This window comes from Ilumatobacter sp. (assembly GCF_965215205.1).
Classification (GTDB): Bacteria; Actinomycetota; Acidimicrobiia; order Acidimicrobiales; family Ilumatobacteraceae; genus Ilumatobacter_A.
The window spans coordinates 1879610-1904337 of the sequence record NZ_OZ244049.1; the positions used below are offsets into that span (position 1 = coordinate 1879610).

A 24728-nucleotide genomic window follows, 5' to 3' on the forward strand; every position below is an offset into this window, starting at 1 on the left:
GCGTCAGCCGAACGGCGTCAACCGACGGGCGCGGCTCGCCGCCCGTCGCGCAGCGCACGCAGGTCGCCGAGCAGGCGGTGCCGCGTGGCGACGAGCATCGCCGACCACCCGACCGCGGACAGCACCACCGATCCGGCGACCACCTCGAGGTAGCCGATCCGGGAGAACCACGTCCACAGCGCCCACGGCCCGGCCGCCGCCGCCGCCGCGAGGAGCGCGCCGCGGGCGATCGTCCACCACGGGACCCGCACCGGTTCGCCTCCGGCGGCCGCCACCCCCGACCACACGCCGATCGTCTGGACCGTCTGCGCCGCCACGATGCCCACGCAGACCGCCTCGAGGGAGAACGCGCTGCCGACCGCCGCGCCGACGACGGTCGCGACCACGTAGGCGACCTGGACGCGCAGGTGGACGTCGATGCGGTCGACCGCGATGAACAGCTTCATGCTCATCTTCGTGAACGGCATCACCATCCCCCCGACGGCCAGGATCCGGACCGGGGTGACCGCGTCACCCCACTGGGGCCCGAGGACGACGGCGACCATCGGCTCGGCGAGCACGATGATCACCCCGAACGCGGGCCAGCACACCGCGGCGAGGTAGTCGACCTTGTCGACGTACACCTTGGCGGGCGTCTCCCGCTCGCGCAGCGCCCGGGTGAGTGCGGGCAGGATGACCGGGTTGATCGCCTCGAACACGGTCCGGTCCGGGATGGAGTGGATCGCCCCCGAACGGTTGTAGAGCCCGAGCGGGCGCACGCCGAGCCCGGCGCTGATCAGGCCGACGATCGCCAGCTCCCCCAGTCGCGACACCAGCCGTGCGGTCACGAAACCGCCCCCGAAGCGGGCGAACCGGCCCCACCCCGACCGCGTCGGCCACGGTCGCTCGCCGGCCGGGCACGCCGCCACCAGCAGCACGGCGGCGACCGCGCGGGAGCCGAGCACGCCGGCGGCGAGCGCTGCCGGGCCGAGACCGGCGAGCGCGAGGGCGACGCCGACGGCCACCTCGACGCCCGCCTGCGCGACCGCCAGCACGGACAGCAGGCGGAACTCGATCGACCGCCGGCGCCGCGCCTCGTAGGGCATCGCCACCGCCTCGGCGACGAGGGCGGCGGCGAGGAAGCCGACCACCCCGGCGGTCTCCCCGTCGCCCACCCGTCCGGTCACCACGAGGACCGCGACGGCCAGCGACCCCAGACCGACGGCGAGGGCCAGGGCGAGGCCGGCGGCAGATCGCAGGTCGTCGGACGTGAGCTCGTCGCGCCGCACGAGGTCGTGCACGAGCCCGAACTCCGAGATCGCCTTCGCCGTCGCGAAGGTCGCGAGGCCGACGGCGAACACGCCGAAGTCGGACGGCGCCAGCAGGCGGGCGAGGACAGCCATCCCTCCGAGCGACACGAGCGTGGCCCCGACGCGCGCCGAGAGCATCTGGGCCATCGCCACGGGGACCGTGGCGGTGTCGGTCACCGCGTCGCCGAGTCGTCCGAGCGTCGACGACGGGCGAGGGAGCGCCGCTCGGCGACGAACCCGGACACCGTCGCGACCTGCGAGATCCCGATCAGCGCGCTCATCGGGACGGCGCGCCACGGCGGTTCGTGCCGGAACGGCTCCGAGAGCAGGGTCGCGTAGAACGCCGGCGGCATCGCCTCGACGCCGTCGCCGGCCTCGTCGAGCACCTCGCGGTAGCGCGAGGCCCCCTTGCCGTAGTTGCGGTGCTGGCGCCAGAAGCCGGCGAGGCCCATCGCGTGGTGGTGCGCGACCCGGGCGTCGGGGGCGCGCAGCAGGGTTCGACCGTTCCGGACCCACCGCACGCCGAGTTCGCGGTCCTCGCCGGCGGGGAGGGGGAACGTCTCGTCGAAGCCGCCCACCTCGAGGAAGTCCCCGCGCGCGCACCCGAGGTTGTTCGACGTCCAGAACGCTCCGTCGGGCCGGCTCTCCTGCCAGCGGTACAACCCGTCGACGAGGTACTGGCTCGCGGCCGGTGCCACCCCGCCGATCGCGTCGACGGTGGTGCCGCCGACGAGCGCCCGCGGGTCGTCGAGGAGGGGCGCCGTGAGCCGGTCGACCCACGACGGGTCGGGGGCGCAATCGTCGTCGGTGAACGCCAGCAGGTCGTGGCGGGCGAGGCGAGCTCCGACGTTGCGGGCGGCGGCCGGGCCGGCGTTGGGCTGCGAGTGCAACCGGACGTCGACCCGGTCGGCCACGGCCGCCACCTCGGCGCGCGGGGCGATCGCGCTCCCGTCGTCCACGACGACGACCTCCAGGTCGAGGTGGTCGGTCGAGCTGTCGGCCAGTGCGCGCAGGCACCGGGCCAGTCGGACCGGCCGGTCGTGGGTGGGCACGACCACCGACACCGATCGGTGATCGGGTGTCGAGCTCACCGTGGACGCCACCACACCTCGCGTCGCGAACCGGGATCGATCGTGGACGCGCGCACGGAGGCCATGATAGGGAGTGCTTCGACGACACCGCCGGAACTCGGGCGCCGGCCCGCGCGTCGGCAGCCACGGTTCGGCGTCGAGCCGGCGACGCGCCCGACGGTGGGATCGCGGCCGCCACGGGCTTCGGAGCGAAAGGGAGAGCATGCCTCGCGAGCGAAACCCGTCGAGCGCCGGCCTCCCCGTGCGCGAGGACCGCGGCGACGACTGGGGTGACCCGGGCCCGCATCGACCGGACGCACCGACGGGGGAGGCGCTGCGTCCGGTGCCGGCTGCGCTCGTCCGCCACGCTCCCTACGGGGTGTACATCGCCATCTGCTTCGCGGTCTTGCCGGCGTCGTCGGACGGGTTCGCGACCGCGGACGGGGTGTCGTACATCTCGATCGCGCAGCACTGGGCGGCCGGTCGGTTCGATCTCGCCGTGAACGGCTTCTGGTCGCCGCTGCTGTCGGTTCTCCTCGTTCCGGCGGCTCTCCTCGATGCTCCGATGCTGCTCTCCGGACAGCTCCTGATGATCGCGACCGGAGTCGCGACGATCGCGCAGATCAAGCGGCTGATGTCGGTCCTCAACGCCGACACGGTGGTCGACGACCTGCTGGTGCTCGGGGCGACCCCCATGGTCGCGTACGCGGCCCTCAGCCTGCTGACCCCCGACCTGCTCATGGCGACGCTGCTGTTGGGATACCTCTCGACGATGATCGACCAACGGTCGTCGACGCCCTTCCGGAGGGGTGCGATCGCCGGGTGCTGGGCGGGGGCGGCGTTCCTCGCGAAGTCCTACGCGCTCCCGTTCGTCATCGCCCACCTGGCGCTCACCGTCCTCGTGCGCCTCGTGCGGCGTTCGGATCTCGGGCAGCGGTGGGTCGTCGCCGCGGTCGCGTCCCTGACCACGGCCCTCTTCGTCGTTCCGTGGGCCACGGCGCTGTCGATCGAGTACGGGCGCGCCACCGTGACGACGGTGGGCGAGTACCACGTGGAGGTCACAGCGGACGGCTCCTCGGGCAATGCGTTCGTCTGGGCGGGTCTGCTCCCTCCGACCAACGAGTTCGCGGTCTCCGCCTGGGAGGATCCGTCGCTGCTGCCGCGCAGTCCCGAGGAGGCCGGGGTCGCCGAGGACGTCGGCGCGCGGGTCCGAGAGAGCACCGGCCAGGCGTCGGGCCTCGTCGAGCGCGTCGAGCACCGCTTCCACCGCGTGCTCGGTTCGCTACGGGTCGCGGTCACTGCGGGTGGCCTGATGGGTGCGATCGGTCTGTTCGGGACCGCGGCGATGGCGTGGTGGCTCCTGAGCCGACGCCCCGCCCGCCCGGCTCGGCACGCCGCCCCCGACCCGTTCGTCGACATCGTTCTCGCCGTGGTGGTGTACATCGGTGGTCTCAGCGTCCTGGTCATCGAGACGCGCTACCTGTGGGCCCCGCTGCTGCTGACGGTCCCGTGCGCTGCGTGGGGTGTGCGCCGGATCCCGCGACGGTGGGGCGTCGTCCCGATCCGGTGGTTCGCGGCATTCCTCGCCGCCGGCTCGGTCGTCGGGCCGGCGATCGGGATCTCGCGCGTGGTGGACAAGGCGTCCGAGCAGGAGCGGCTGGCCACGGCGGTGGCGCCCGTGTTGACCTCGGGGGTGCGCGTGGCGACCTCTCGCAGCGCGCTGTCTTCGATGCCGGGGCTGTGCCAGGCCAGGGGGTGCGAGTACTGGGGGGCGTCGCTGGCGCGGTCGGCCGAGGAGCTCGAGCGCGAATTGGCCGCCGACGGCATCGACCTGTACGTCGCGTTCGGAGAAGCGAGCGCACCCGTCGGAACCCCGATCCTGCACGTCGTGCGTTCCGGGGCCGACCTGAGCGTGTACGACGTCGGCCGTCAGCAGCGGTGACACGACCGGAAAGCGAGGTGGGTGGGGTTCTCGACTCCGGGCGGCGGCGGTACCGTCGTGCGTCGCGGTCGACGTCGAGGCGACGTCGACCGTGATCGGTCTGAGGGACGGACCGACGTGAGGCGGTCGGCACGGCAGCCGGGTTCAGGAGCGAGATGCCAGACAACCACGTCACCACGACCGAGCAGGCGGTCGATCGACCCGATCCGAACGTGATGCGCGTCCTGCACGTGGTCGAGAGCTGGCCGCCGGTCGTGTCGGGGTACACCCGGCGCGGCGCCCGGCTCGTGGCCGCGCAGAACCGCCGCGACGACCTCGAGCCGTTCGTCGCGGTGACGTCGCGCCAGGACATCTACCGCAACCACGTCCGCGAGCGGCGCTCGGCGGCGCGCACCGGTCCGCTCGCCGGCATCCCGGTCCGGTTCGCGCCGGTGTCGCCCCTCGAGCGCACGGTGCGGCGAGGGCGTCGGTTCCACTTCGACGGAGCGGCGTTCGAGTCGTGGCTCAGCAAGGAGCTGCTGCGCATCCGACCCGACGTGGTCCACGTGCACTGGTCCTCGTCGATCGGCGACGCCGCGGTCCGCGCCGGGCACCGCCACGGCGTCCCGGTGGTCGCCGAGGTCCGCTTCGACCTCGCCGGCGCGGTGAGCGCGGTCAACTTCGGGGGCCGCCTCGGCGCGCTCGAGCGGCCGCTGCGGCGTCGCTTCGAACGCCACCTCGAGCACGCCGACGCGGTCGTCGCCGCCAGCCCGTCGGTGGCCGAGCTGGTGGAGCGCCACACCGGCATCTCGCCGATCATCGTCCACAACGCCGTGGACACCGTGGAGGCGCCCGATCCGGCGGCCGTCGCCGGGCTGCGCGCCTCGCTCGGGATCGGTCCCGACACCGTCGTGATCGGAGCGGTCAGCAAGATGCACCCCTACGAGGGCTTCGATCGGTTGATCGACGCCTTCGCCGAGCTGCGCGCCACGGGTGCCGACGTGCGCCTCGTCCTCGTGGGCGACGGACCCGAGCGGGAGTCGCTGCGCTCGGCCGCCCGCCGACGCGGCATCGACCTGATCAGCCCGGGCACCGTCGATCCGGCCGTCGTGGGCACCTGGTACGGGGCGATCGACCTCGTCGTCTTCCCGCGCCTCGACGTGACCTCCACGCGCCACGATGCTCCGCTCAAGGTGGTGGACGCGATGGCGTACGGCCGCCCGATCGTCGCCTCCGGCCTCGGCGACATCACCGAGATGCTCGCCGACGGTCGTGGCGTCGTCCTGCCCCCCGGTGACGACCGGCTCCTCGTCCGGACCATCTCGGACCTGATCGGCCGACCGGAGGAGCGCCATCGCCTCGCGACGGCCGCCCAGGAGTGGACCGCGGCCCACCACACGTGGGATGCCGGAGCCGAGCGGCTGCGCGAGATCTACGCGGACACGATCACCGCGCGCCACACCCCCGGACGCAGCGGTGAGGCCGAGCCGGTGCACGAGCGCCGGCGCGACGAGCGCCTCGACTCGGCCGCCGAGGACCGCGCGCGCCGGATCTCCGCCGTCGCCGACCGCACCGGCTCGGACGCCCGGGCAGGCACCTCGTCCGGCCAGATCGTCGTCATCGGCGCCGGCCCGGCCGGGCTGACCGCCGCGCTCGACGCGACCCGGCGCACCGGGCTGCGACCCGTCGTGCTCGAGGCCTCGAACGACATGGGCGGCCTGTCGCGGACCGTCGAGCACGACGGCAACCTGATCGACATCGGCGGCCACCGGTTCTTCTCCAAGAGCGAGCGCGTGACCGACTGGTGGCTCGACGTGCTCCCGCTCGCCCACGGCGCGGTCTGGCGCCCCGACGATCCCGTGGAGGGCCCGGATCCGGAGGTCGACGACCAGGTGATGCTGGTGCGTCACCGCAGCTCGCAGATCCTGTGGAACCGCAGCCTGTTCGACTACCCGATCGACCTCTCGTTCGACCTCGTCAAGCGCCTCGGCGCGAAGCGGACGATCCGCGCCGGGTTGAGCTACCTCAAGGCGCAGCTGCTCCCGGTCTCGCCGGTCGACAACCTGGAGGACTTCTACGTCAACCGCTTCGGGCGCGAGCTGTACCGGACCTTCTTCGAGAGCTACACCGAGAAGGTCTGGGGCCTGCCCTGCCGCGAGATCTCCCCCGACTGGGGCGCGCAGCGCGTCAAGGGGTTGTCGCTCGCGGGCGCGCTGTGGCACGCCGTGAAGCCGACCTCGCGCGACGCCGCTCAGCGCGACGTCGCGACCTCGCTCGTGGAGCGGTTCCTCTACCCGAAGTACGGGCCCGGCCAGATGTGGCAGACCGCGGCATCGAAGGTGCTCGACAACGGCGGCGAGGTGCTCACCGAGATGCCCGTCGTCGGCTTCGAGTTCGACGCCGCGCCCGAGGCCGGACCCTCCGCCGGCGCGCCACGCATCTCGGCGGTGACCGCGATCGACCGCGTCTCCGGGGAGGAGGTGACGATCCCCGCCGACCACGTCGTGTCGACGTTGCCGTTGAACGTGCTCGTCGAGGCGCTCGGCGGCGCGATGTCGGAGACCGCCCACCAGATCGCCGGCGGGCTGTCGTTCCGTGACTTCATCACCGTGGGCGTGCTCGTCGACAACCTGCGACTGACCGAGCCCGACGGCGCTCCGCTGCGCGACAACTGGCTCTACATCCAGGAGCCCGACGTCCTCGTGGGTCGCCTCCAGATCTTCAACAACTGGAGCCCGTGGATGGTCGCCGATCCGTCGCGCACCTGGGTCGGGCTCGAGTACTTCTGCAACGACACCGACCCGATGTGGTCGTGGTCCGAGGACCGCCTGGTGCGCCTCGCGGGTCAGGAGCTGGCGGCGATCGGTGTGATCGAGCCGGGAGGGGTGCTCCAGGGGTGCGCGATCAAGGTGCGGCGGGCGTACCCGTCCTACGTCGGGACCTACGACCGCCTCGACGAGCTGCAGCCCGAGCTCGGCGCGATCGGCAACCTGTGGTGCGCGGGACGCAACGGCCAGCACCGCTACAACAACCAGGACCACTCCATGCTCGCCTCGATGATGTCGATCGACCAGATCGCGGCCGGCGAGCGCGACCCCGAGGCGATCTGGTCGGTGAACATCGACGACGACTACCACGAAGGCGACTGAGCCGTGGGGTCGTCCCGCACGGGGATCGTCGGCGGGCGCGCGCCGCGGTCGATCGCGGTGGTGATGCCCGCGCACCGCCCCGGACCCGACCTGGCGGCCAGCGTCGCCGCGATCGGTCGTCTCGACCCCGCTCCCGACGAGTTCGTGGTCGTCGTCGACGGCGGTGACGAGGGCGTGGTCGAGCAGGTCGACGGTGTCGCGACCACCGTCGCCGTCGCACGGGCCGGTCCCGCGGCGGCCCGCAACGTCGGGGTGCGGTCGACGACCTCCGAGGTGGTGCTCTTCGTCGACTCCGACGTGGTCGTGCGCCCCGACATCGTCGCGGCGGTGCGTGACGCGCTGGATCGGACCGACGCGGACGACCTGCGACCGGACGCCGTCGTCGGCTCCTACGACGACCGACCCGCGGCCGGGACCACGGTGTCGCGCTTCCGCAACCTGCTCCACCACTGGACCCACCAGCGGGCCGGCGGTCCCGCCCACACCTTCTGGGGCGCGTGCGGTGCCGTGCGTCGCGAGGCGTTCGACGCCGTCGGGGGCTTCGACGAGGCGTACCGCGACGCCACGATCGAGGACATCGAGCTCGGCGAGCGCCTCGTCCGGGCCGGCTACCGGATCGAGGTGGTCCCCTCGATCCAGGTCACCCACCTGAAGCGCTGGACGCTCGCGAACATGGTGCGCACCGACGTCACGAAGCGCGGCGTCCCGTGGACGCGCCTGATGCTCGGCCAGCGGTCGATGTCCGACGACCTGAACACGACGGTCGCGGCGAGGGTCACGGTGGCGTTGACCGGGGTGCTCGCCGTCGCGGCTGCGGGCTCGCTCGTCCCGGCGGCGCGTCGCGTCGCGGCTCCGGTGGCCGCCGTGACCGGGGCCGTGCTCGTGTGGCGTGACCGCGAGTTCCTCGCCTTCCTGCGGCGACGGCACTCGACGGCGTTCGCGGTCCGGTCCGTCCCGCTGATGTGGATCCACCACGCCTCGGCCGGGGTGGCGTTCGCGTGGGCGGTCGCGACCTGGCCGTGGTTCGCCGGGCGGAGCGGGACGGCGGCGGGCTGACGGTGGGCGCGCCGCGATCGGACCGCACGGGGCCGCGGGTGGTCGACCTGGACGCGTCCGCCGACGCGGCGGTGGGTTCAGCGCAGTGGCGGCGCACCGCTGCGGCGCTCGCCGCGACCGCGGTCGTCGGATCCGCGCTCGTCCAGCTCGCGATCGGGGAGCGCCACCTCAACCCCGACGCGGCGTCGTACCTGGCGATCGCCCGCCACTGGTCCGACGGCGAGTGGTCGGCGGCCGTCAACGGCTACTGGTCACCCCTGCTGTCGTTCGTCCTCGCCCCGGTGGCGGCGGTGGGTGGGCCCCTGGTGGCGGGCGCGCGTGCGCTGATGGTGCTCACGGCCGGTGCGTCCGTCGTCGCCCTGCTGCACCTGCTGCGCACCGTGGGGGTGCGGCACCCGATCGCCACGGCGGTCGCGCTCGGCAGCGTGCCGTTCGTGATGTTCGCGGCGCTGGACAACATCACCCCGGATCTCGGGATGGCCGCCCTGCTCCTCGCGTTCACGGCGGGGATCCTCGACCCCCGTGCGCACCCGGTGGTGACCGGGGTGCTCGGTGGTGCGGCGTTCCTCGCGAAGGCGTACGCGCTGCCGTTCGTCCTGGCGTTCACGTTCACGATGGCCGCCGCGTCCTGGGTGGCGACCCTCCGAGCCGGCGGCGATGGACGCCGCGTCCTGGCGCGCTTCGCCACGATCGGCTCGGTGATCGCCGCGATCGCGCTGGCGTGGTCGATCGCCGTGTCCGTCGACGCCGGGCGACCGACCTTCAGCACGGCATCGGAGTACAGCCGACGGATCACCGCCCACGGATCGCTGGGTGACCCCTACGGATGGGCGGGTCTGATCGAGCCGGCCGAACCGACGGCGTTCTGGGGGTGGGAGGACCCTCCCGGGATGCTCGACTCGCTGGACGGCGTCGAGGGGATCGACCCCGGCGACGAGCTGTCCGACCCCGACGCGCAGGCCCGGCGCCTGCGGGGATCGCCGACGAGGTTCGACCGGATCATCGACAACGCGGACGCGACGGTGCGGAGCGCCGCGCTCGTCGCCGGACCGGCCGTCGCGGCCCCCGTCGTCGTCGCCTGGGCGGCCTGGTCGTCGGTCCGGCGCGGCAGGCGGCGCCGCCCGTCGGGGGTCGAGGCGGACGAGGGCGACGAGGCCGTGGCGCCCCTCGCCCCCGAGGCGGTGGCAGCCGACGGTCCCGGGGCGATCGTCGGGAGGGAAGCGGTCCTCGGGTTGGCGGCCGCTGCGGCGATCTACGTCGGAGGACTCCTCGCGCTCACGGTCCTGCCGCGCTACCTCTTCTACGCGCTCCTCGTCGCGGTCGCCGTCGCCGCCGTCGGCCTCGAGGCGCTGCGCGCTCACTCACGCCCGATCGCGCTCGTCGCCGTCGCGCTCGTGGTGGTCGCCGGCGCCGTGCGCCCGGCCGTCGCCCTCGGCCGCCTGGCGGAGGCGACCGAGAGCGTCGAGGCGGTCGACGAGCTGCTCACCGATGTCGCGCTCGACGGGGCTCGGGTCGCGTCGATGCCGCTCATGCTGACCGAGGTCGGATCGCGGTGCCTGGAAGCGGGGTGCGTCTACCTGGGCCAGCCGAGGACCGACTCCGACCAGACCGTCGCGCAGCAGCTCCGTGATCACCGGGTCGACCTGGTGGTCGTCCGCGCTCCGCGCGTCGCCGACCTCCCGGCGGGCTCCGAGCTGGTCGCACGGTCCGACGACGGCTCGCGCGAGGTGCACGACGTCTCCGATCTCCATCGCTGATCCGCTCGACGAACGGACCCGCACCAGGAGCAGCCCGAGACACCGTCCGACCCCTGGGCGCGGAACGGCCCGGGGCGGATCGCCCCGGGCCGTTCGTCCGTTCACGTGATCGCGTGCGCCGGAGGCGCTGCGATCAGGCGTCGCAGGGAGCGCTGCCCTCGACCGAGCCCTCCACGCCGAGGACGCCCTCTTCGTCGAACTCGAGGATCAGGATCGAGGCCTGGCTCGGCTCGCCGGGATCGCAGAACTCGAGCGGTCCCGAGACCCCGTCGTAGTCGATGTCGGCCGACGGGTCGGACTCGAGCAGGGCGGCGCAGTCCTCGAACGAGGTGCACGTCTCGCCGCCACGGGTGACGTCGTTGATCTGGGCTCCGACCTCGGTGCCGTCGTCGCTCTGGGCGGCGATCGCGGCGAGGGCGGTGATCACGACGGCGTCGTACGACTCGGCGGCGTAGGAGTAGTCCTCCAGGGCCGGGTCGATCTCCAGGAGGCGGTCCTGGAAGTCGGCGAGCTCACCCTCGACGTCGACGCCCGGGAGCGTCCCGCGCATCCCGGCGAGGACCGACGGGTCGTCGAAGGCGCCGGCCAGGGCGTTGCCCATGTTGCCGTCGGTGCCGTAGATGTTCACGTCGGCCGGTCCGGCGCCGTTCTCGATGAGACCGGTGAGGATGCTCGACGTCTCGTCGAAGCCGATGATCACGATCGCGTCGGAGTTCGCCTCGACGGCCTGCGCCACGACGTCGTCGAAGTTGTCCGCGTTCGGGTCGTAGATGATCTCCTCGTCGATGACACCACCCTGGGACTCGAACGGGCCGCCGGTGAACTCGAGCAGGCCGGTGCCGTAGGCGTCGTTCAGCACGAGGAAGGTCGCCGAGGCGTTGCCGTCGGAGATCAGCAGATCTCCCAGCGCCGCGCCCTGCACCGTGTCGGACGGCGCGGTGCGGAAGTACAGGTCGTTGTCGTCGTAGTCGGTGAACGTCGGCGAGGTGTTGGCGGGCGAGAAGTGGATCTTGCCGGCCTGGGTGATCTTGTCGATGACGGTCAGCGAGACGCTCGAGCTGGCGGCGCCGATGAAGCCGTCGACGTCCTCCGCGAGGAGGCGGTCCACGGTCGCGTTGGCGACCTCGCCGTTGTCGCCGGAGTCGCCGGGCAGGTACAGGAGGTCCTGGCCGAGCACGCCGCCGGCGGCGTTGATCTCCTCGACCGCGAGGTTCACGCCCGCGATCTCGGGCGGGCCGAGGAACGCGAGGTTCCCGGTCTCGGGGAGGATGCCGCCGAGCACGAGCTGCCCGGTGGTGTCGCCGCCGGTCGAGGTGCCGGTCCCCGCGGTCGTGTCCTCGGTCATCGCGGTGCCGTCGGTCATCGCGGTGCCGTCGGTCATCGCTGTGTCCTCGGTCATCGCGGTGTCGGCGGTCATCGCGGTGTCCTCGGTCATCGCGGTGTCCTCGGTCATCGCGGTGTCGGCGGTCATCGCCTCGGTGTCGGCGGTCGCCGGATCGTCGGTGGTGGCCTCGTCGTCACTGCCGCACGCTGCAGCGGTGAGCGTGAGGCCCACGAGGACGGCTCCGACGCGCTTGACGCGTGTCTGTCGCATGGTTGGTTTCTCCCCCTGGTGATGTGCGAGCGGGATTGCCCGCAGATGTCAGGTGCGCAGAGTGTAGGTCGCGCGCGGCACGGGGCAAAGCACCTCGCCGCTGGGCCGAGACCGGTACGGTGAACGAGGATGGAGCCTCGTCCGTCGTTGTCCCTCCTCGACGGTCTCGCGACCACGCGTGCGATCCGCCGCTACACCGACGAACCCGTCACCGACGACGACCTCGCGTCGATCTTGTGGCACGCCGGCCGGGCGCCCTCGGGATCCAACCGCCAGCCGTTCCGCTTCCTGGTGCTGCGCGACGGGCCCAACGCCCGCGACGCCAAGGCCCTGCTCGGCGAGGCCTTCCGCGCCGGGTGGGCCGCCAAGCGCGAGGGCGACGGCTACCGGCCGAGCCGGTTCGCCGACTCGATGCAGCGCTACGTCGACCGCTTCGAGAGCATCCCCGTCGTGGTGCTCGTCTGCCTCGACCGCTACCGCGAGCCGAACCCCGTCGAGGGGGCATCGGTGTACCCGGCCTGCCAGAACCTGCTGCTCGCCGCCCGCGCCCTCGGCTACGGCGGCGCGCTCACCATGTGGCACCTCGGTGTCGAGGACGAGCTGCGCGAACTGCTCGACGTGCCCGAGGACGTGGCGTTGTCGGCGTGCATCACGATCGGCGTCCCCGAAGGGCGCCACGGGCCGCTGAAGCGCAAGCCGGTGGCGGACGTGACCTTCGACGACGGGTGGGGTGCGCCCGCGCCGTGGGCGCGCGAACCGGACGATCGATGAGCGGGGTCGCGCCGCCCCGCTTCGACGGTCAAGCCTGGTCCTCGTCGGCGGTGGCGCATGCTCGGTCGCGCTGGGGCGGGTGCTGGCCGGTCTCGTCGGTCTCCGGTCGGCCGCGGGCGACGCCGACGAGGCGGTGCGCCGCCCCACGCGACGCGACGGCGGCGCCGGGCGTGGGCACGTGAGCGCCCGACGGGCGCGCCGGCGGGGACGGCCGTGAACGGCGACCCCTTCGAGGTGCTGGGGATCGACGCCGACGCGTCCGCCGAGGAGGTGCGCGCCGCACGGCGCGAGCTCGCCCGCCGACACCACCCCGACACCGGCGGAGACGCCGACGTCATGCGACGCGTGAACGTGGCGGCCGGCGAGGCGCTGCGGATCCGCGCGACCGATCCCGCCCCCGGGGAGGGCGCCGGCGGAGCTCGACGGCCACCGCCCGCACCGACCACGTCACGCTCGACGGGAGTGGACGGCGGCGACTGGGTCGGCGTCACGAGCGACGTCCCCTCGTTCGCGGTCGAGGCCCTGCCGGCGCAGACCTTCGAGGCGCTCGTCATCGCCGCCGCCGAGCTGGGCGAGCTGGTCGACGACGACCCGCCCTACGTGCTCCACGCGCTGCTGTCGGACCCGACCGCGTGCTGGTGCCGCCTCGACGTGCTCCCCGACGCCGGAGCGTCGACGGTCGGTGTGTCGATCGCCGCCGCCGAGCGACGACCGCTGCCGCCGATGGTCGCCGTGCGCGACGCGTGGATCGCGGCGCTGAACGGGCTCGACTGGTCCGAGCTCTGACCGGGGTCGCAGCTCGCGTCACGACCTCGCTGCGCGCAGACCTCGGGGGAGGTCCGCTCGCGGACTCGGTCGTCGGACGAGGTCAGCCCGCCGGACGCGGAGCAGCGGCCCTCGTCAGCCGGTCGCGCACCGCGTGCCCGAGCCCCTCCGCCGACGGGAGGACGGTGATCAGCACCCGGACGCCGTCGCGGTCGGCACCGCGCAGCTCGGAGTAGAGGTCGCGGGCGTAGCGGGCGACGTCGTCGGAGAGATCGAGCACCCGCGCTCCGGGGGTACCCGCCGCCAGCGCGTCGGCGTCGTCGCGCGCGTCCACGAGCCGGATCTGGCAGCGCGGGGCGTAGTGCGACGCCAGCATCCCGCTCGCCCGGGCCGGCCCGGTCACCGGTGCCGTGCCGACGCCGAGGATCGTCGCGACGTCGGCCTCCGTCACGGCGCCGGAGCGCAGGATCTGCACCGGGTCGGCCGTGGTGTCGACGATCGTGCTCTCCACCCCGACCGGGCACGGACCCCCGTCCAACACCCCGTCGCGCTCCGGGTCGAGCAGGTGGCCGAGGTCGTCGATCACGTGGTCGACCGTGGTCGGGCTGACCGACCCGAAGCGGTTGGCCGACGGCGCCGCCAGCGGCGTCCCGGCGAGTTCGACGACACGCCGTGCGAGCCCGTGGGCGGGGACCCGGATCCCGACGGTGGCCAGGCCGCCGGCCACGTCGGCCGGCAGCAGCGCGCCACGGGGCACCACCAGGGTCAGCGGCCCGGGCCAGGCGGCCGCCGCGAGGGCGCGCGCCGACGGCGAGGCCTGCGGAGCCCAGGTCGTGAGGTCCTCGGGATCGGCCAGGTGGACGATCAGCGGGTGGCCCCGGGGACGGCCCTTGACGTCGAAGATCCTCCCGACCGCCTCCACGTCGGTCGCTGCGGCTGCGAGCCCGTAGACCGTCTCGGTGGGGATCGCGACGAGCCCGCCGCCGCGGATCGCCTCCGCGGCTCCCTCGACGTCGAGGCGCCGCACCCGACCGAGAGCCGCCTCACCCATCGCCGCGTGGCCGCGGTGCCGCCGGGTCCCGCTCGCGCCGGACGGCCGTCGCCCGCTGCGCCCGACCGGGCGAGCCCGGTCCCACTCAGAGGGCCCCGACGAACTCGAGCGCCGCATCGTAGAACCCGAACGAGTCCGTCGTGGCGAAGTGGTCGGTGCGCGGCAGGGTCACGCAGCGACCGTCGGGGAACGCCTCGGCGAGCTCGTCGCCGGGGTGCACGAAGTCGTCGGCGCCGACGACGACCAGCACGGGGCACGTCACCGCCGCCAGCGACGCCGGCGTGATCTCGGGTCCCGGGGGTCGGCGCATCACGGCCGTGAGCGCCTGCAGGTCGTTGCCGGGTCGGCTGGCGTACTGGGCGAACAGGCGCGGGACGTGCTCGAGTTTCGCGAGCTCCGCTCCGTCGACGAGCGATTGGAGCCCGTCGGCGATCTGGCGCGATCCGGCGTGCTCGGGGTGCAGGACGTTGCGGCCGATGCCGGCCAGCACGAGCCGCTCGAAGCGCTCCGGGCGGGCGATCGCCGTGCGCAGGAGCGTCAGCGCACCGAGCGAGAACCCGATCGCGGCGACCGGCTCGTCACCGAGCGCGTCGACGACGCGCTCGGTCAGGTCGGCGTACGCCGCCGGGTCGTGGGGCTTGGGCGCCTCGCCGTGGCCGAGGAGGTCGACGCCGACGACCTGCTTGCCACCGTCGGCGAGCAGGTCGGCGAAGCCGTTGCCGGTCCAGGTGGCCTCGAACGACCCGCCCCAGCCGTGGACGAGCAGGACGGTGTCGGCGCTCGACGTTCCCATGGTGCGCAGCGTAGGACGCAATAGCATCGCGGGCCCATGCGCATGATGCATCCCGGCCCGGGCCACGACCTCACCTACAACGACGTGTTCATGGTGCCGAGCCTGTCGGGGGTCCCGTCGCGCATGGACGTCGACCTCGCCACCCCCGACGGCGTCGGCACGACGATCCCGCTGGTGGTGTCGAACATGACCGCGGTGGCGGGCAAGAGGATGGCCGAGACCGTCGCACGGCGGGGCGGGATCGCGATCCTCCCCCAGGACGTCCCCCTCGACGTGATCGCCCGCGTCGTCGGAGAGGTCAAGGCCGCCCACCCGGTCTTCGAGACCCCGATCACCCTCGGGCCCGAGTCGACGATCGCCGAGGCGCTCACCCTGATCAACAAGCGCGCCCACGGAGCGGTCGTCGTGGTCGAGGACGACCGCCCCGTCGGTGTCTTCGTCGGCTCCGACGCCGACGGGTTCGACCGCTTCGCTCAGCTGCGCCGCGTGATGTCGCCGAACCCCGAGATCCTCGACGTCGACGTCGACGCGGCGGCGGCGCACGCACGGTTGGGCGAGCGGCGGCTGCACGTGGCTCCCGTGGTCGACGGCGACGGGCGGCTGCTCGGCGTGGTGACCCGCAAGGGCGCGCTCCGCTCGACGATCTACACCCCCGCCCTCGACGACGCGGGCCGGCTGCTGATCGGGGTCGCGGTCGGGATCAACGGCGACCCGGCGCACCGCGCCCGCGAGCTCGACGCCTCGGGGGTCGACGTGCTCGTCATCGACACCGCCCACGGGCACCAGACGAGGACGCTCACCGCGATCGAGGAGGTGCGTTCCGCGGTCCCCGGCGCGACGATCGTCGCCGGCAACGTGGTCACCGAGACGGGGACGCGCGACCTGATCGAAGCGGGAGCCGACATCGTCAAGGTCGGGGTGGGACCGGGAGCGATGTGCACGACGCGGATGATGACCGGGGTCGGTCGTCCCCAGTTCTCCGCGGTGCTGGAGTGCTCGGCGGAGGCGCGACGCCTCGGCGCCCACACGTGGGCCGACGGCGGGGTGCGCTTCCCGCGCGACGTCGCCCTCGCCCTCGCTGCGGGTGCCTCGAACGTGATGGTCGGGTCGTGGCTCGCAGGCACCCACGAGTCGGCGGCCGACGTCGCCACCGACACGGACGGTCGGCTGTACAAGGAGAGCTTCGGGATGGCGTCGAACCGTGCGGTGAAGAACCGGACGCGCACCGAGACCGACTTCGAGCGTGCTCGCAAGGAGCTGTTCGAGGAGGGCATCAGCACCTCGCGCATGTACCTCGATCCGGAGCGCCCCGGCGTCGAGGACATCATCGACCAGATCGTCGCCGGGCTCCGCTCGGCGTGCACCTACGCCGGAGCGTCCTCGATCGACGAGTTCCACGAGCGTGCGGTCGTCGGCGTGCAGGGGGCCGCGGGCTACGACGAGGGTCGGCCCCAGCAGGTGTCGTGGTGAGCCCGCCGGAGGTCGTGGCGAGCGCACCCGAGGTCACCGTCGTCGCGATCGACGGCCCGGCCGGCGCGGGCAAGTCCACCGTCGGACGGGGAGTCGCGGCCGAGCTGGGCGTCGGCTACCTCGACACCGGTGCGATGTACCGCGCCGTGACCGTCGCGGTGCTCCGGCGCGGCATCGATCCCGACGACGACCACGCCGTCGCGAGCGCGACCCGATCGCTCGACATGGTGATCGACGACCGTGACGGGGTGACGTGGGTGAGCGTCGACGGGGTGGACGCGACCGGTGAGATCCGCGGGTCCGAGGTGACCGCGGCCGTGAGCGCCGTGGCCGCCAACTCGGCGGTGCGGGCGGAGTTGGTCGAGCGCCAGCGACGGTGGGTGCGCGATCACGGGGGTGCGGTCGTCGAGGGTCGCGACATCGGCTCGGTGGTCTTCCCCGACGCCGCCCTCAAGCTGTACGTGACCGCCTCCCCCCGGGTGCGCGCCGAGCGTCGGGTGGCCCAGTCCGGGGGGGACGTCGACGAGATCGAGGACGCGATCCGCGAGCGCGACCGCAAGGACTCCTCGCGCACGGACAGCCCGCTCGTCGAGGCGTCCGACGCCCAGATCGTCGACACGACGGTGATGTCGATCGACGAGGTGGTCGCCGACATCGTGGGCCGGTTGCGGCGATGACGAGGATCCGCACCGAGCTGGGTCGCGACACGCGCTGGAACCGCCTCCTGTACGGGTTCTTCCGCCAGCTGGTCAGCAACTCGCTGCGGATCTGGACCCGGGGGACCGTCGAGGGTCGCGAGAACCTCCCCGACGGCGCGTTCGTGCTCGCTCCGGTGCACCGCAGCTACCTCGACACGCCGATCTCGTCGTGGGTGCGCCTCGAGCGGCTGCGCTACCTCGGGAAGGACTCGATGTGGAAGTACGGGTGGCTGGGACGGGTGTTCAGCGCGATGGGCGCGATCCCGATCACACGCGGTTCGATCGATCGCGAGGCGATGCAGCGCTGCATCACGGTGCTGCGCAGCGGGCAGTCGCTCGTCGTGTTCCCCGAGGGGGAGCGCAAGCAGGGTCCGACGGTCCACCCGCTGCTCGAGGGGGCGGCGTTCGTCGCCGCCAAGGCCGGGGTCCCGATCGTCCCGGTCGGGATCGGCGGCTCGGACGCCGCGATGCCCAAGGGCGCCCGGTTCATCCGTCCGGCGCGCGTCCACGTCGTGGTCGGCGAGCCGTTCCACGTCGGCACCGACGAGCGGGGCCGGGCGCGCCGCGAGCACCTGACGATCGCGACCCGGCGTCTCCACGCCGACCTCCAGCGACTGTACGACCACGCCCGCTCCGTCGTCGCGTGACCCCCGATCCCGGCACCACGTCGGCGTTCCTGTTGAGACGAACGTCACTCGACCTTGCCGTCGACTGGAATGTCTAGAGTCGACGGCAGGAACGACGAGGATCCCTGATCGATCGGAAGGACGCGAACCATGAGCAGCACGACCGCCGCACCCGATTCCCCCAGGAAGGCGACCATCCACCGGATGGTGATGCCGGACCACGTCTGCCCGTACGGGATCAAGACCCTCGATCTGCTCGAACGGCAGGGCTTCGACGTCACCGACGTCCACCTCGAGACCGATGACGAGACCGCTGCGTTCCGCGAGAGGTGGGATGTCGAGACGACCCCGCAGACGTTCGTCGACGGTGAGCTCGTCGGCACCCTCGACGACGTGCGCGAGTTCGTCGGCAAGGAGCGCAAGGACGGCGGGGGCACCAGCTACCGGCCGGTGCTGTCGCTGTTCGCGATCACCTTCCTGATGGCCGCGGGAGCCGCGTGGATCGCCGAGGACCGGTGGATCAGCGAGCGGACCTTCGAGTGGTTCGTCGCGTTCACGATGTGCGGGCTGGGGTACCTCAAGATCCGCGACGTCGAGAGCTTCTCCACCATGTTCCTCAACTACGACCTCCTCGCTCGGCGATGGGTGCCGTACAGCTACGTCTACCCCTACGCCGAGACCGGTGCCGGGATCTTGATGATCGCCACCGTCCTCACCTGGATCTCCGTCCCCGTCGCCCTGTTCATCGGCTCCGTCGGCGCTGCGTCGGTCGTCAAGGCGGTGTGGATCGACGGGCGCGAACTGAGGTGCGCCTGCGTCGGCGGGAGCAGCGACGTGCCGCTCGGCTTCGTGTCGTTCACCGAGAACGCGGCGATGATCGCCATGGCCATCTGGATGGGCGCGAAGCACCTCATCTGATCTTCCCGGTCGGGGGGAGCGCCTCGCGCCACCCGGGTTTCGTCGAGACGAAGTTGCGGAATTTCGGCACACCACCGTTCTCAGAACACTCCGGCAACGAGCACCCGATCAGCACGGCGGCGGGCCGGATCGACCGCCGCCGTGCGATCCATCTCGCTCTGGAACCCACACGGGACGACGAGATCGTCGCGCGTGAGCTGCGCGTTCTGACCGGATGCGAACGGGTCGGGTTCTTGAACACCGCTTCGGGCTCATTCGAGCCGCGGTCCTGGGGTGTGCCGAACAGGGACGTTCTCGAACCTTCCCACCGATCGTTGTCGGTCGGGCGCGACGCGTCGTCAGCCGAGCGGCCGGCGATCGAGATGCCGGATTGCGAGTGGGTCGCGACGGCTCCCATCTCGCGCGTTATCGAGTGCCCCGGTCGAAGAATATTGCTGGATCACGAGCGGGTTAGCGGCGACTCGCCGGTGAGCGTTCTGGGCGGGCTCGTCAACATGTGTTGACGCTCGTTCGATTCATCGTTACGCTTCGAAGGTGGACATCGAGGCGAGCGCCCGCAAGCACGGTGTCTCCGACGACGACATGCTCCACGCTCTTCGACATCACTGGCGAGCCTTCGAGACCGACGATGACGCGGTCACGATGTTCATCGGTCCGTCGACGAGCGCAGATCCGTTGGAGGTCGGCGTCGTCACCGACGACGATGGAACAGCGGTGATACACGCGATGCGGGCTCGGCCGAAGTTCCTGAAACGATTGGGGAAGCAATGAGTTCCACACGAGAACAACGAGCAACCAACCTCGAGCGTTGGGCCGACGACGTCGACTCCGTCGATCTTCGCGAAGTCGACACCGATGCGTTGCGCCAGATCGTCGTCCTCGTCGATCAACGCCGCCACGTCGAGGACGAGCTCGACTCGGCTGTTCGAGCTGCTCGCATCGCCCATCGATCGTGGTCAGAGATCGGCGCGATGCTCGGCGTTAGCAAGCAGGCCGCCCAGCGAAAGTATGGCAACAGGACCGTCGCGTGAGCCGTCGATATCGGACGTAGCCCGACTGGCCCGGCGCGAGGGCCCTGTTTTCAGCTGGCGGTGGGATCGGTCGCCGCCTGGCTGAGCAACATTGCAAGACGCCGATCAGGTGTCGCTCGGTCCCTGGGGAGGTTGTTGTCCGGGGCAAGGAGTCCCGATGCCGATTGATGTTGACCCGGTTCTTTGGACACGGGGTTATGACGGATTCGGCTGGCCGTGGTCGTGGCGCCACTTGTCAGCGTATTCGGTTGGGGTGAGGTGATCGAGGCCGCTCTGGTGTCGTTGCCGGTTGTAGAAGACCTCGATGAACTCGAACAGGTAGGCGTGGCACTCGGCGCGGGTGTCGAACCAGATGCTGCCTCGGATCCACGCGATCTCGACCTTCAATCGAGCCCAGAACGTTTCCATAGCGGCGTTGTCGTAGGCGTCGCCGGTGGAACCGAACGACAGCGACATGTCGGCGTTGCCGGCCGCGAACGCGAAGTCCAGCGACGTGTAGATCGAGCCCTTGTCGGCATGGTGAATCACTTCGGCCGGGTTGCCCGTGCGGGCCAACGCCATCTCGAGCGCGGCGACGACGAGGTTGGTGTCTTGGCGACCGGAGGTGTCCCAGCCAACGATGCCTCGGTGGAACAGGTCGCGGATCCCGGCGAGGTAGAGCTTGCCCTCGCCGGTCTTGAACTCGGTGACGTCAGCGACCCACCGCTGGTTCGGCGCCGACGCTGAGAAGTTCCGGTTCAACAGGTCCGGTGGCCCGCCCAGGTCCGGGCGCCCGCGTCGCCATTTGCGCGGCGAATGCGCCCCGACCAGGTGGTTTGCGCGCATCAGCCGAGCGACTCGGGATCGGGCGACACGGTGACCTCGACGACGCAACTGCCCGTAGACGCGCGGCACGCCGTAGCTGCCGCGAGAGCGCTCGTAGATGTCTTGGATCGTCACCAGGAGTTCGGCATCCGCGATGTCGCGCGCCGACGGCGTGCGGGTGAGCCACGCGTAGAACGACGAACGGGGCACCTCGACGAGGTCGCACATCCGCTTGACATCGAAGGCGCCGAGGTGGTCGTGGACGAAGCGGAAGCGGATCACCGCATCGTCTCGCGGGCGAAATACGCAGCCGCCCGACGAAGGATCTCCTTGTCCGTTTGCAGCTCGATCACCTGCTTACGCAACCGGGCCAACTCGTCGCGTTCGGACTCCGACAACGCAGCAGGATCGCCTGCTCGGCTGTCGGCATCGCGAGCAGCGCGCACCCAGTTCCACAAGGTGCCCTCCGCGATGTTCAACGACCGGGCGACCTCCGCGATCGGGCGACCCGACGATCGGGCGAGTTCGATCGCGTCCTTGCGGAACTGATCGGGGTACTTGTTCGGGCGACCCATCTGGGCCTCCTTCCTACACGGTCTCCCGCGTAATCAGGTGTCCAAGAAACCGGGTCAACATCAGATCGTTTCGCGTTGTTCAACGCCGCCGGAGCGAACGATGATGTCGGCGCACATTGGTTCCGTCACCCAGAAGCCGCCGGGAGCTCCCGCCCATTCACCGGTGATGTCGCAGTCGGCTGAGACGGAGAACGTCGGTGATCGGTCGCCGTTGCGCCAACTGATGGCAAGACGGTCTCGAAAGTCATCCGGGACCGCGATCTCGAAAGCACCGTCGCCGCGCCACCACAGACCCGTCTTGGCGAAGTAGTACGGCTCGCCGTCGACTCCGTCGCGCCGGCTCGTTTGCAGCGCATACGGATACGTCGAACTCGCGGGCACCGCAACCGAGTCCAGAACGACGAGGTAGTCAGACGGCGGCGATCCTGGCGCCGGAGCACACACGAGATCGCCGTGCTCCTCGACCTCAAGTCGTGACGCCAGACTCGGACCAGCGTCGCCCCCACTCGAACACGAAAGCTGAGGGGTCTGCCCCCAGTCTGGTTGACGGTTGGGGTGTGAGGTTCAGGCGGCTGTGGCCTGGGGTGTGAAGACGAGTTCGAACTCGACGGGCGTGAGTCGGCCGAGGCGGGGTTGTCGTCGGCGTCGATGGTAGGTGCGCTCGGTCCAGTTCACGATCCTCGACGTCAACTCGCTGCGTGTGCGCCAACGCCGACGGTCGAGGACGTTCTTCTGGAGCAGCGAGAAGAACGATTCCATCATCGCGTTGTCCCCGCACGCCCCAACTCGGCCCATCGACCCGACCATGCCGTGGTGCTGAAGTCGGGCGACGAAGGCTCGAGAACGAAATTGCGACCCCCTGTCGGAATGAACCACGGTCCCTCGGTAGTCCCGCCCGATGACGGCGTTGTCGAGCGCCCGGACGGCGAGCTGCGATGTCATCCGGGCGTCGAGGGCGTAGCCGACGATGCGCCCGGAGCAGACGTCTTTGAAGGCGCACATGTAGAGCTTGCCTTCATCGGTCCAGTGCTCGGTGATGTCGCAGAGCCACACCTGATCCGGTCGCTCAGCCTTGAAATGGCGTTTGACGAGATCGTCATGCACGGGTGGTCCGACCGTGCGGCCGTGGCCACGTTTCTTCGCGAACACCGACCACACCTGATTCTCACGACACAGCCGATGAACCCGGTTGGCGCCGATGCCGTGGCCGGCAGCGACGAGTTCGTCGTGCAAGAACCGATACCCGAACTCGGGATCATCAGCGTGCAGGTCGACGATCTCGTTGATCAGATGCGCGTCGTCCCACTCCGAGTCCGACCACGGTCGGGCGCGCCATTTGTAGAACGCCTGGGTGGAGAAACCGAGCACCCGACACGTCGTCGAGACCCGCACGCCCTCGGCGGCGAGGTCGACCACGAGCGGGTACATCATTCTGGGAGGCTCTCCTTCGCGAAGAACGCTGCGGCTCGACGCAGGATCAGGTTCTCCTCCTCGAGCACCCGATTCCGCTTCTTCAACTCGCGCATCTCGGCGGTCTCGGCTTTCGTGACGCCCGGTCGGTCACCTGATTCGATCTCGTCGATCGAGAGCCAACGGTTCAGACACGACTCCGAGATCCCGAAGTCCTTCGCGGTCTGTCGCAGAGGTTGCTCGCGTCGGCGCGCGACACGGACGACCTCGTCGCGGAACTCTGGAGGGAACGCTTTGGGCATGATTGCCATCCTTTCCTGCGAGGACCAATCCTCGCAGATGAGATGTCAACCAGATCGGGGGCAGACCCGAGACACCACGAAGAACGCTGCAAGAACGCTCACCATCCAGCGCGAGTCGTGAGAAGTGCCGCCGACGACTGCCATGGCTCCATCGTGTCGCCTGCCGTCCGGCGGGGCAAGCGATCGAGTTGGAAGTGACCCAGCCACGGAGACGCCTTGAATCCGCACTCGAGGCCCGACGAAGCCGGACTGCACAACTCGAGAATGTGCGGTCCGCCACACTGCTCTGGTGGATGTGCTCGAGGTTCGCCAATTCGACGAAGCCGACCGAGCGGCTGTGATCGCGCTGTGGAGGACGTGCGGTCTCACCCGGTCATGGAACGACCCCGACGCAGACATCGATCGAAAGCTCGCGCTCGACGATGGCGGCTTCTTCGTCGCCGCCCGCCGCGGTCAGCTCGTTGCGTCGGTGATGGCCGGCTACGACGGCCACCGAGGGTGGATCAACTGAGCGGGTCCCGATGAGTGGTCCAGGTGTTATGCGGGTTGGGGTTGGTGTCGGCTGATCCAGGCCTTGGCGGCCTCGCTCGGGGTGAGGTCGCCGTGGGCCGTGTGGGGTCGGTTGATGTTGTAGTCGATGCGCCAGTCCTCGATGATCACTCGGGCCTTGAGGAGGCTGTCGAACGGCCAGAGGTTCAACAGTTCGTTGCGTAGGCGGCTGTTGAAGCTCTCGATCCAGGCGTTCTGCCACGGTGAGCCGGGATCGATGAACACGCACTCGGTGCCGTTCGCTGCGCACCACTCGGCGACCACGACAGCGACGAACTCGGGGCCGTTATCGAAGCGCACGAACGCTGGCGGCCGCCCGCGTTCGATGGCGAGGCGGTCGAGGCAGGCAACGACGTCGTCGGCGGTGATCGAGTGCGCGACATCGATCGCAAGTGCTTCTCGGGTGTATTCGTCGATGACGTTGAGGATTTTGACTTGGCGGTGGTCGATGAGGTGATCGAACTGGAAGTCGAGCGCCCACAAGGCGTTCGGCGCGATCAGCGACATGGGCCCAACGTGCGCGCCGACTCCGGTGAGGCGCTTCTTGCGGGACTTGGTCGGCACCTGCAGGCCCTCGTCACGCCACAGGCGCCGAACCCGCTTGTTGTTGACCTTCCAGCCGCCCCGGCGGAGTTCCTTCGCGGCGCGTCGCCACCCCCACCGGGGTCGCCGCTTCGCGAACGCCCGGAGGAACTCGCGTAGCTCGGCCTCGTCATCGGGGACCGGTGGCGGGTCGAGGCGCTGAGTTGAGCGGTGCTGACCCACGATCCGGCACGCCCGACGCTGCGAGACCCCGAACCGATCCTCCAGCTCGCGCACGGCGTCACGGCGGCGGTTCGGGGTCACCATTTTCCCTCGGCGAGATGCTTCAACATCTCCTTGTCCAGCTCCGCCTCGGCCAGCAGCTTCTTCAACCGGGCGTTCTCGGACTCGAGCTCACGAAGTCGTTTCGCGTCGTCGGCTTTCATGCCGCCGTATTGGTTCAGCCAGCGCGCCCAGGTCGATTCGGCGATGCCGAAGTGTCGGCACACCTCCTCGACCGTCTGACCGCCAGCAAGGAGCTTGTGGCCCTCGGCGAGCTTGCGGATGATCTGTTCCGGCGTGTGTCGTCGTCGAGACATCGTCGGTC

At 71.0% G+C, this 24728-nt stretch carries 25 protein-coding genes; 14 read left to right on the top strand and 11 right to left on the bottom strand.

Annotation, left to right across the window (positions count from 1 at the left end; all coding sequences use genetic code 11):
• Positions 1–17: 17 nt before the first annotated feature.
• The gene (locus tag ACOOHC_RS08765; RefSeq protein WP_420453611.1) at positions 18–1466 is read right to left on the bottom strand and encodes an oligosaccharide flippase family protein; all 1449 of its coding nucleotides are present in this window, start codon (positions 1464–1466) and stop codon (positions 18–20) included.
• Positions 1463–2380, bottom strand: a complete 918-nt coding sequence (locus ACOOHC_RS08770; protein ID WP_420453612.1) for a glycosyltransferase — start codon at positions 2378–2380, stop codon at positions 1463–1465. Before ACOOHC_RS08770 ends, ACOOHC_RS08765 begins: the two co-directional genes overlap by 4 nt.
• 202 nt (positions 2381–2582) lie before the next feature.
• On the opposite strand from ACOOHC_RS08770, the gene ACOOHC_RS08775 reads away from it, so the two are divergent.
• The 4 genes from ACOOHC_RS08775 (at position 2583) to ACOOHC_RS08790 (ending at position 10242) form a co-directional block, all read left to right on the top strand.
• A complete protein-coding gene (locus ACOOHC_RS08775; RefSeq protein ID WP_420453613.1) occupies positions 2583–4301 on the top strand; it encodes a hypothetical protein in 1719 nt (572 codons plus the stop codon).
• 155 nt (positions 4302–4456) lie between these two features.
• Positions 4457–7429: a glycosyltransferase gene (locus ACOOHC_RS08780; RefSeq protein WP_420453614.1), complete on the top strand. Its 2973-nt coding sequence runs from the start codon at positions 4457–4459 to the stop codon at positions 7427–7429.
• 3 nt (positions 7430–7432) lie between these two features.
• Positions 7433–8485 (top strand): glycosyltransferase family 2 protein, encoded by a 1053-nt coding sequence (locus ACOOHC_RS08785; protein ID WP_420453615.1) that lies wholly within the window; start codon positions 7433–7435, stop codon positions 8483–8485.
• A gap of 38 nt (positions 8486–8523) precedes the next feature.
• Entirely contained in the window at positions 8524–10242 is a 1719-nt protein-coding gene (locus ACOOHC_RS08790) for a hypothetical protein (protein ID WP_420453616.1), read from the top strand.
• Positions 10243–10375: 133 nt separating this feature from the next.
• On the opposite strand, the gene ACOOHC_RS08795 is transcribed toward ACOOHC_RS08790, so the two are convergent.
• Complete coding sequence (locus ACOOHC_RS08795) at positions 10376–11836, bottom strand: ABC transporter substrate-binding protein (protein WP_420453617.1); 1461 nt, start codon at positions 11834–11836, stop codon at positions 10376–10378.
• 129 nt (positions 11837–11965) lie between these two features.
• Here ACOOHC_RS08795 and ACOOHC_RS08800 point away from each other — a divergent pair, with 129 nt between their 5' ends.
• Both ACOOHC_RS08800 and ACOOHC_RS08805 read left to right on the top strand, forming a co-directional pair.
• The gene (locus ACOOHC_RS08800; RefSeq protein WP_420453618.1) at positions 11966–12607 is read left to right on the top strand and encodes a nitroreductase family protein; all 642 of its coding nucleotides are present in this window, start codon (positions 11966–11968) and stop codon (positions 12605–12607) included.
• Between the two features lie 213 nt (positions 12608–12820).
• Positions 12821–13393 carry a DnaJ domain-containing protein gene (locus ACOOHC_RS08805; RefSeq protein ID WP_420453619.1) on the top strand — a complete coding sequence of 191 codons (573 nt, stop codon included), beginning with the start codon at positions 12821–12823 and terminating at the stop codon, positions 13391–13393.
• Positions 13394–13475: 82 nt separating this feature from the next.
• Here the strand turns inward: ACOOHC_RS08805 and ACOOHC_RS08810 are convergent, their stop codons facing one another.
• Together ACOOHC_RS08810 and ACOOHC_RS08815 are read right to left on the bottom strand one after the other, a co-directional pair.
• On the bottom strand, positions 13476–14423 hold the full coding sequence (locus ACOOHC_RS08810; RefSeq protein WP_420453620.1) for an L-threonylcarbamoyladenylate synthase: 948 nt from the start codon (positions 14421–14423) through the stop codon (positions 13476–13478).
• Between the two features lie 85 nt (positions 14424–14508).
• Positions 14509–15216, bottom strand: coding sequence for an alpha/beta fold hydrolase (locus tag ACOOHC_RS08815; protein WP_420453621.1), 708 nt, complete (start codon positions 15214–15216; stop codon positions 14509–14511).
• 36 nt (positions 15217–15252) lie between these two features.
• On the opposite strand from ACOOHC_RS08815, the gene ACOOHC_RS08820 reads away from it, so the two are divergent.
• Genes ACOOHC_RS08820 through ACOOHC_RS08830 form a run of 3 tightly spaced genes read left to right on the top strand, consistent with a single transcriptional unit; the run spans position 15253 to position 18031 of the window.
• Positions 15253–16686 carry a GuaB1 family IMP dehydrogenase-related protein gene (locus tag ACOOHC_RS08820; RefSeq protein ID WP_420453622.1) on the top strand — a complete coding sequence of 478 codons (1434 nt, stop codon included), beginning with the start codon at positions 15253–15255 and terminating at the stop codon, positions 16684–16686.
• The gene (cmk, locus tag ACOOHC_RS08825) at positions 16683–17363 is read left to right on the top strand and encodes a (d)CMP kinase (protein ID WP_420453623.1); all 681 of its coding nucleotides are present in this window, start codon (positions 16683–16685) and stop codon (positions 17361–17363) included. Before ACOOHC_RS08820 ends, cmk begins: the two co-directional genes overlap by 4 nt.
• Complete coding sequence (locus ACOOHC_RS08830; RefSeq protein ID WP_420453624.1) at positions 17360–18031, top strand: lysophospholipid acyltransferase family protein; 672 nt, start codon at positions 17360–17362, stop codon at positions 18029–18031. The genes cmk and ACOOHC_RS08830 overlap by 4 nt, the downstream gene beginning before the upstream one ends.
• A gap of 44 nt (positions 18032–18075) precedes the next feature.
• Here ACOOHC_RS08830 and ACOOHC_RS08835 read toward each other — a convergent pair whose 3' ends face one another.
• Complete coding sequence (locus ACOOHC_RS08835) at positions 18076–18207, bottom strand: hypothetical protein (RefSeq protein ID WP_420453625.1); 132 nt, start codon at positions 18205–18207, stop codon at positions 18076–18078.
• Positions 18208–18214: 7 nt separating this feature from the next.
• Here ACOOHC_RS08835 and ACOOHC_RS08840 point away from each other — a divergent pair, with 7 nt between their 5' ends.
• The 4 genes from ACOOHC_RS08840 to ACOOHC_RS08855 are packed head-to-tail and all read left to right on the top strand — an operon-like array spanning position 18215 to position 19959.
• Positions 18215–18928 (top strand): glutaredoxin family protein, encoded by a 714-nt coding sequence (locus ACOOHC_RS08840; RefSeq protein ID WP_420453626.1) that lies wholly within the window; start codon positions 18215–18217, stop codon positions 18926–18928.
• A gap of 53 nt (positions 18929–18981) precedes the next feature.
• On the top strand, positions 18982–19431 hold the full coding sequence (locus ACOOHC_RS08845; RefSeq protein WP_420453627.1) for a hypothetical protein: 450 nt from the start codon (positions 18982–18984) through the stop codon (positions 19429–19431).
• Between the two features lie 31 nt (positions 19432–19462).
• The gene (locus ACOOHC_RS08850) at positions 19463–19699 is read left to right on the top strand and encodes a hypothetical protein (RefSeq protein WP_420453628.1); all 237 of its coding nucleotides are present in this window, start codon (positions 19463–19465) and stop codon (positions 19697–19699) included.
• Positions 19696–19959, top strand: coding sequence for a hypothetical protein (locus ACOOHC_RS08855; RefSeq protein WP_420453629.1), 264 nt, complete (start codon positions 19696–19698; stop codon positions 19957–19959). The genes ACOOHC_RS08850 and ACOOHC_RS08855 overlap by 4 nt, the downstream gene beginning before the upstream one ends.
• Before the next feature lie 195 nt (positions 19960–20154).
• On the opposite strand, the gene ACOOHC_RS08860 is transcribed toward ACOOHC_RS08855, so the two are convergent.
• From ACOOHC_RS08860 to ACOOHC_RS08875, 4 genes are all read right to left on the bottom strand, one after another.
• Positions 20155–20991: an IS3 family transposase gene (locus tag ACOOHC_RS08860; RefSeq protein WP_420452369.1), complete on the bottom strand. Its 837-nt coding sequence runs from the start codon at positions 20989–20991 to the stop codon at positions 20155–20157.
• A gap of 50 nt (positions 20992–21041) precedes the next feature.
• Positions 21042–21338 (bottom strand): transposase, encoded by a 297-nt coding sequence (locus ACOOHC_RS08865; RefSeq protein ID WP_420452368.1) that lies wholly within the window; start codon positions 21336–21338, stop codon positions 21042–21044.
• A 60-nt stretch (positions 21339–21398) separates the two neighbouring features.
• A complete protein-coding gene (locus ACOOHC_RS08870) occupies positions 21399–21719 on the bottom strand; it encodes a hypothetical protein (protein WP_420453630.1) in 321 nt (106 codons plus the stop codon).
• A 183-nt stretch (positions 21720–21902) separates the two neighbouring features.
• Positions 21903–23050 (bottom strand): IS3 family transposase gene (locus ACOOHC_RS08875; protein WP_420453631.1). Its coding sequence is split into 2 segments (ribosomal slippage): positions 21903–22777 and positions 22777–23050, totalling 1149 coding nucleotides; the frame shifts between segments, so codons are not numbered across the junction.
• Between the two features lie 289 nt (positions 23051–23339).
• On the opposite strand from ACOOHC_RS08875, the gene ACOOHC_RS08880 reads away from it, so the two are divergent.
• The gene (locus ACOOHC_RS08880) at positions 23340–23561 is read left to right on the top strand and encodes a hypothetical protein (protein ID WP_420453632.1); all 222 of its coding nucleotides are present in this window, start codon (positions 23340–23342) and stop codon (positions 23559–23561) included.
• A 26-nt stretch (positions 23562–23587) separates the two neighbouring features.
• On the opposite strand, the gene ACOOHC_RS08885 is transcribed toward ACOOHC_RS08880, so the two are convergent.
• Positions 23588–24720 (bottom strand): IS3 family transposase gene (locus ACOOHC_RS08885; RefSeq protein WP_420453633.1). Its coding sequence is split into 2 segments (ribosomal slippage): positions 23588–24459 and positions 24459–24720, totalling 1134 coding nucleotides; the frame shifts between segments, so codons are not numbered across the junction.
• Positions 24721–24728 lie beyond the last annotated feature (8 nt).

Excerpts from the sequence above, each read along its gene's own strand:
- ACOOHC_RS08775 (WP_420453613.1), top strand. The coding sequence starts at position 2,583 with ATGCCTCGCGAGCGAAACCCGTCGAGCGCCGGCCTCCCCGTGCGCGAG.
- ACOOHC_RS08780 (WP_420453614.1), top strand. The coding sequence starts at position 4,457 with ATGCCAGACAACCACGTCACCACGACCGAGCAGGCGGTCGATCGACCC.
- ACOOHC_RS08795 (WP_420453617.1), bottom strand. The coding sequence starts at position 11,836 with ATGCGACAGACACGCGTCAAGCGCGTCGGAGCCGTCCTCGTGGGCCTC.
- ACOOHC_RS08800 (WP_420453618.1), top strand. The coding sequence starts at position 11,966 with ATGGAGCCTCGTCCGTCGTTGTCCCTCCTCGACGGTCTCGCGACCACG.
- ACOOHC_RS08810 (WP_420453620.1), bottom strand. The coding sequence starts at position 14,423 with ATGGGTGAGGCGGCTCTCGGTCGGGTGCGGCGCCTCGACGTCGAGGGA.
- ACOOHC_RS08815 (WP_420453621.1), bottom strand. The coding sequence starts at position 15,216 with ATGGGAACGTCGAGCGCCGACACCGTCCTGCTCGTCCACGGCTGGGGC.
- ACOOHC_RS08820 (WP_420453622.1), top strand. The coding sequence starts at position 15,253 with ATGCGCATGATGCATCCCGGCCCGGGCCACGACCTCACCTACAACGAC.
- ACOOHC_RS08830 (WP_420453624.1), top strand. The coding sequence starts at position 17,360 with ATGACGAGGATCCGCACCGAGCTGGGTCGCGACACGCGCTGGAACCGC.
- ACOOHC_RS08835 (WP_420453625.1), bottom strand. The coding sequence starts at position 18,207 with ATGGTCGCCTTCCTGGGGGAATCGGGTGCGGCGGTCGTGCTGCTCATG.
- ACOOHC_RS08840 (WP_420453626.1), top strand. The coding sequence starts at position 18,215 with ATGGTGATGCCGGACCACGTCTGCCCGTACGGGATCAAGACCCTCGAT.
- ACOOHC_RS08855 (WP_420453629.1), top strand. The coding sequence starts at position 19,696 with ATGAGTTCCACACGAGAACAACGAGCAACCAACCTCGAGCGTTGGGCC.
- ACOOHC_RS08860 (WP_420452369.1), bottom strand. The coding sequence starts at position 20,991 with ATGTGCGACCTCGTCGAGGTGCCCCGTTCGTCGTTCTACGCGTGGCTC.
- ACOOHC_RS08865 (WP_420452368.1), bottom strand. The coding sequence starts at position 21,338 with ATGGGTCGCCCGAACAAGTACCCCGATCAGTTCCGCAAGGACGCGATC.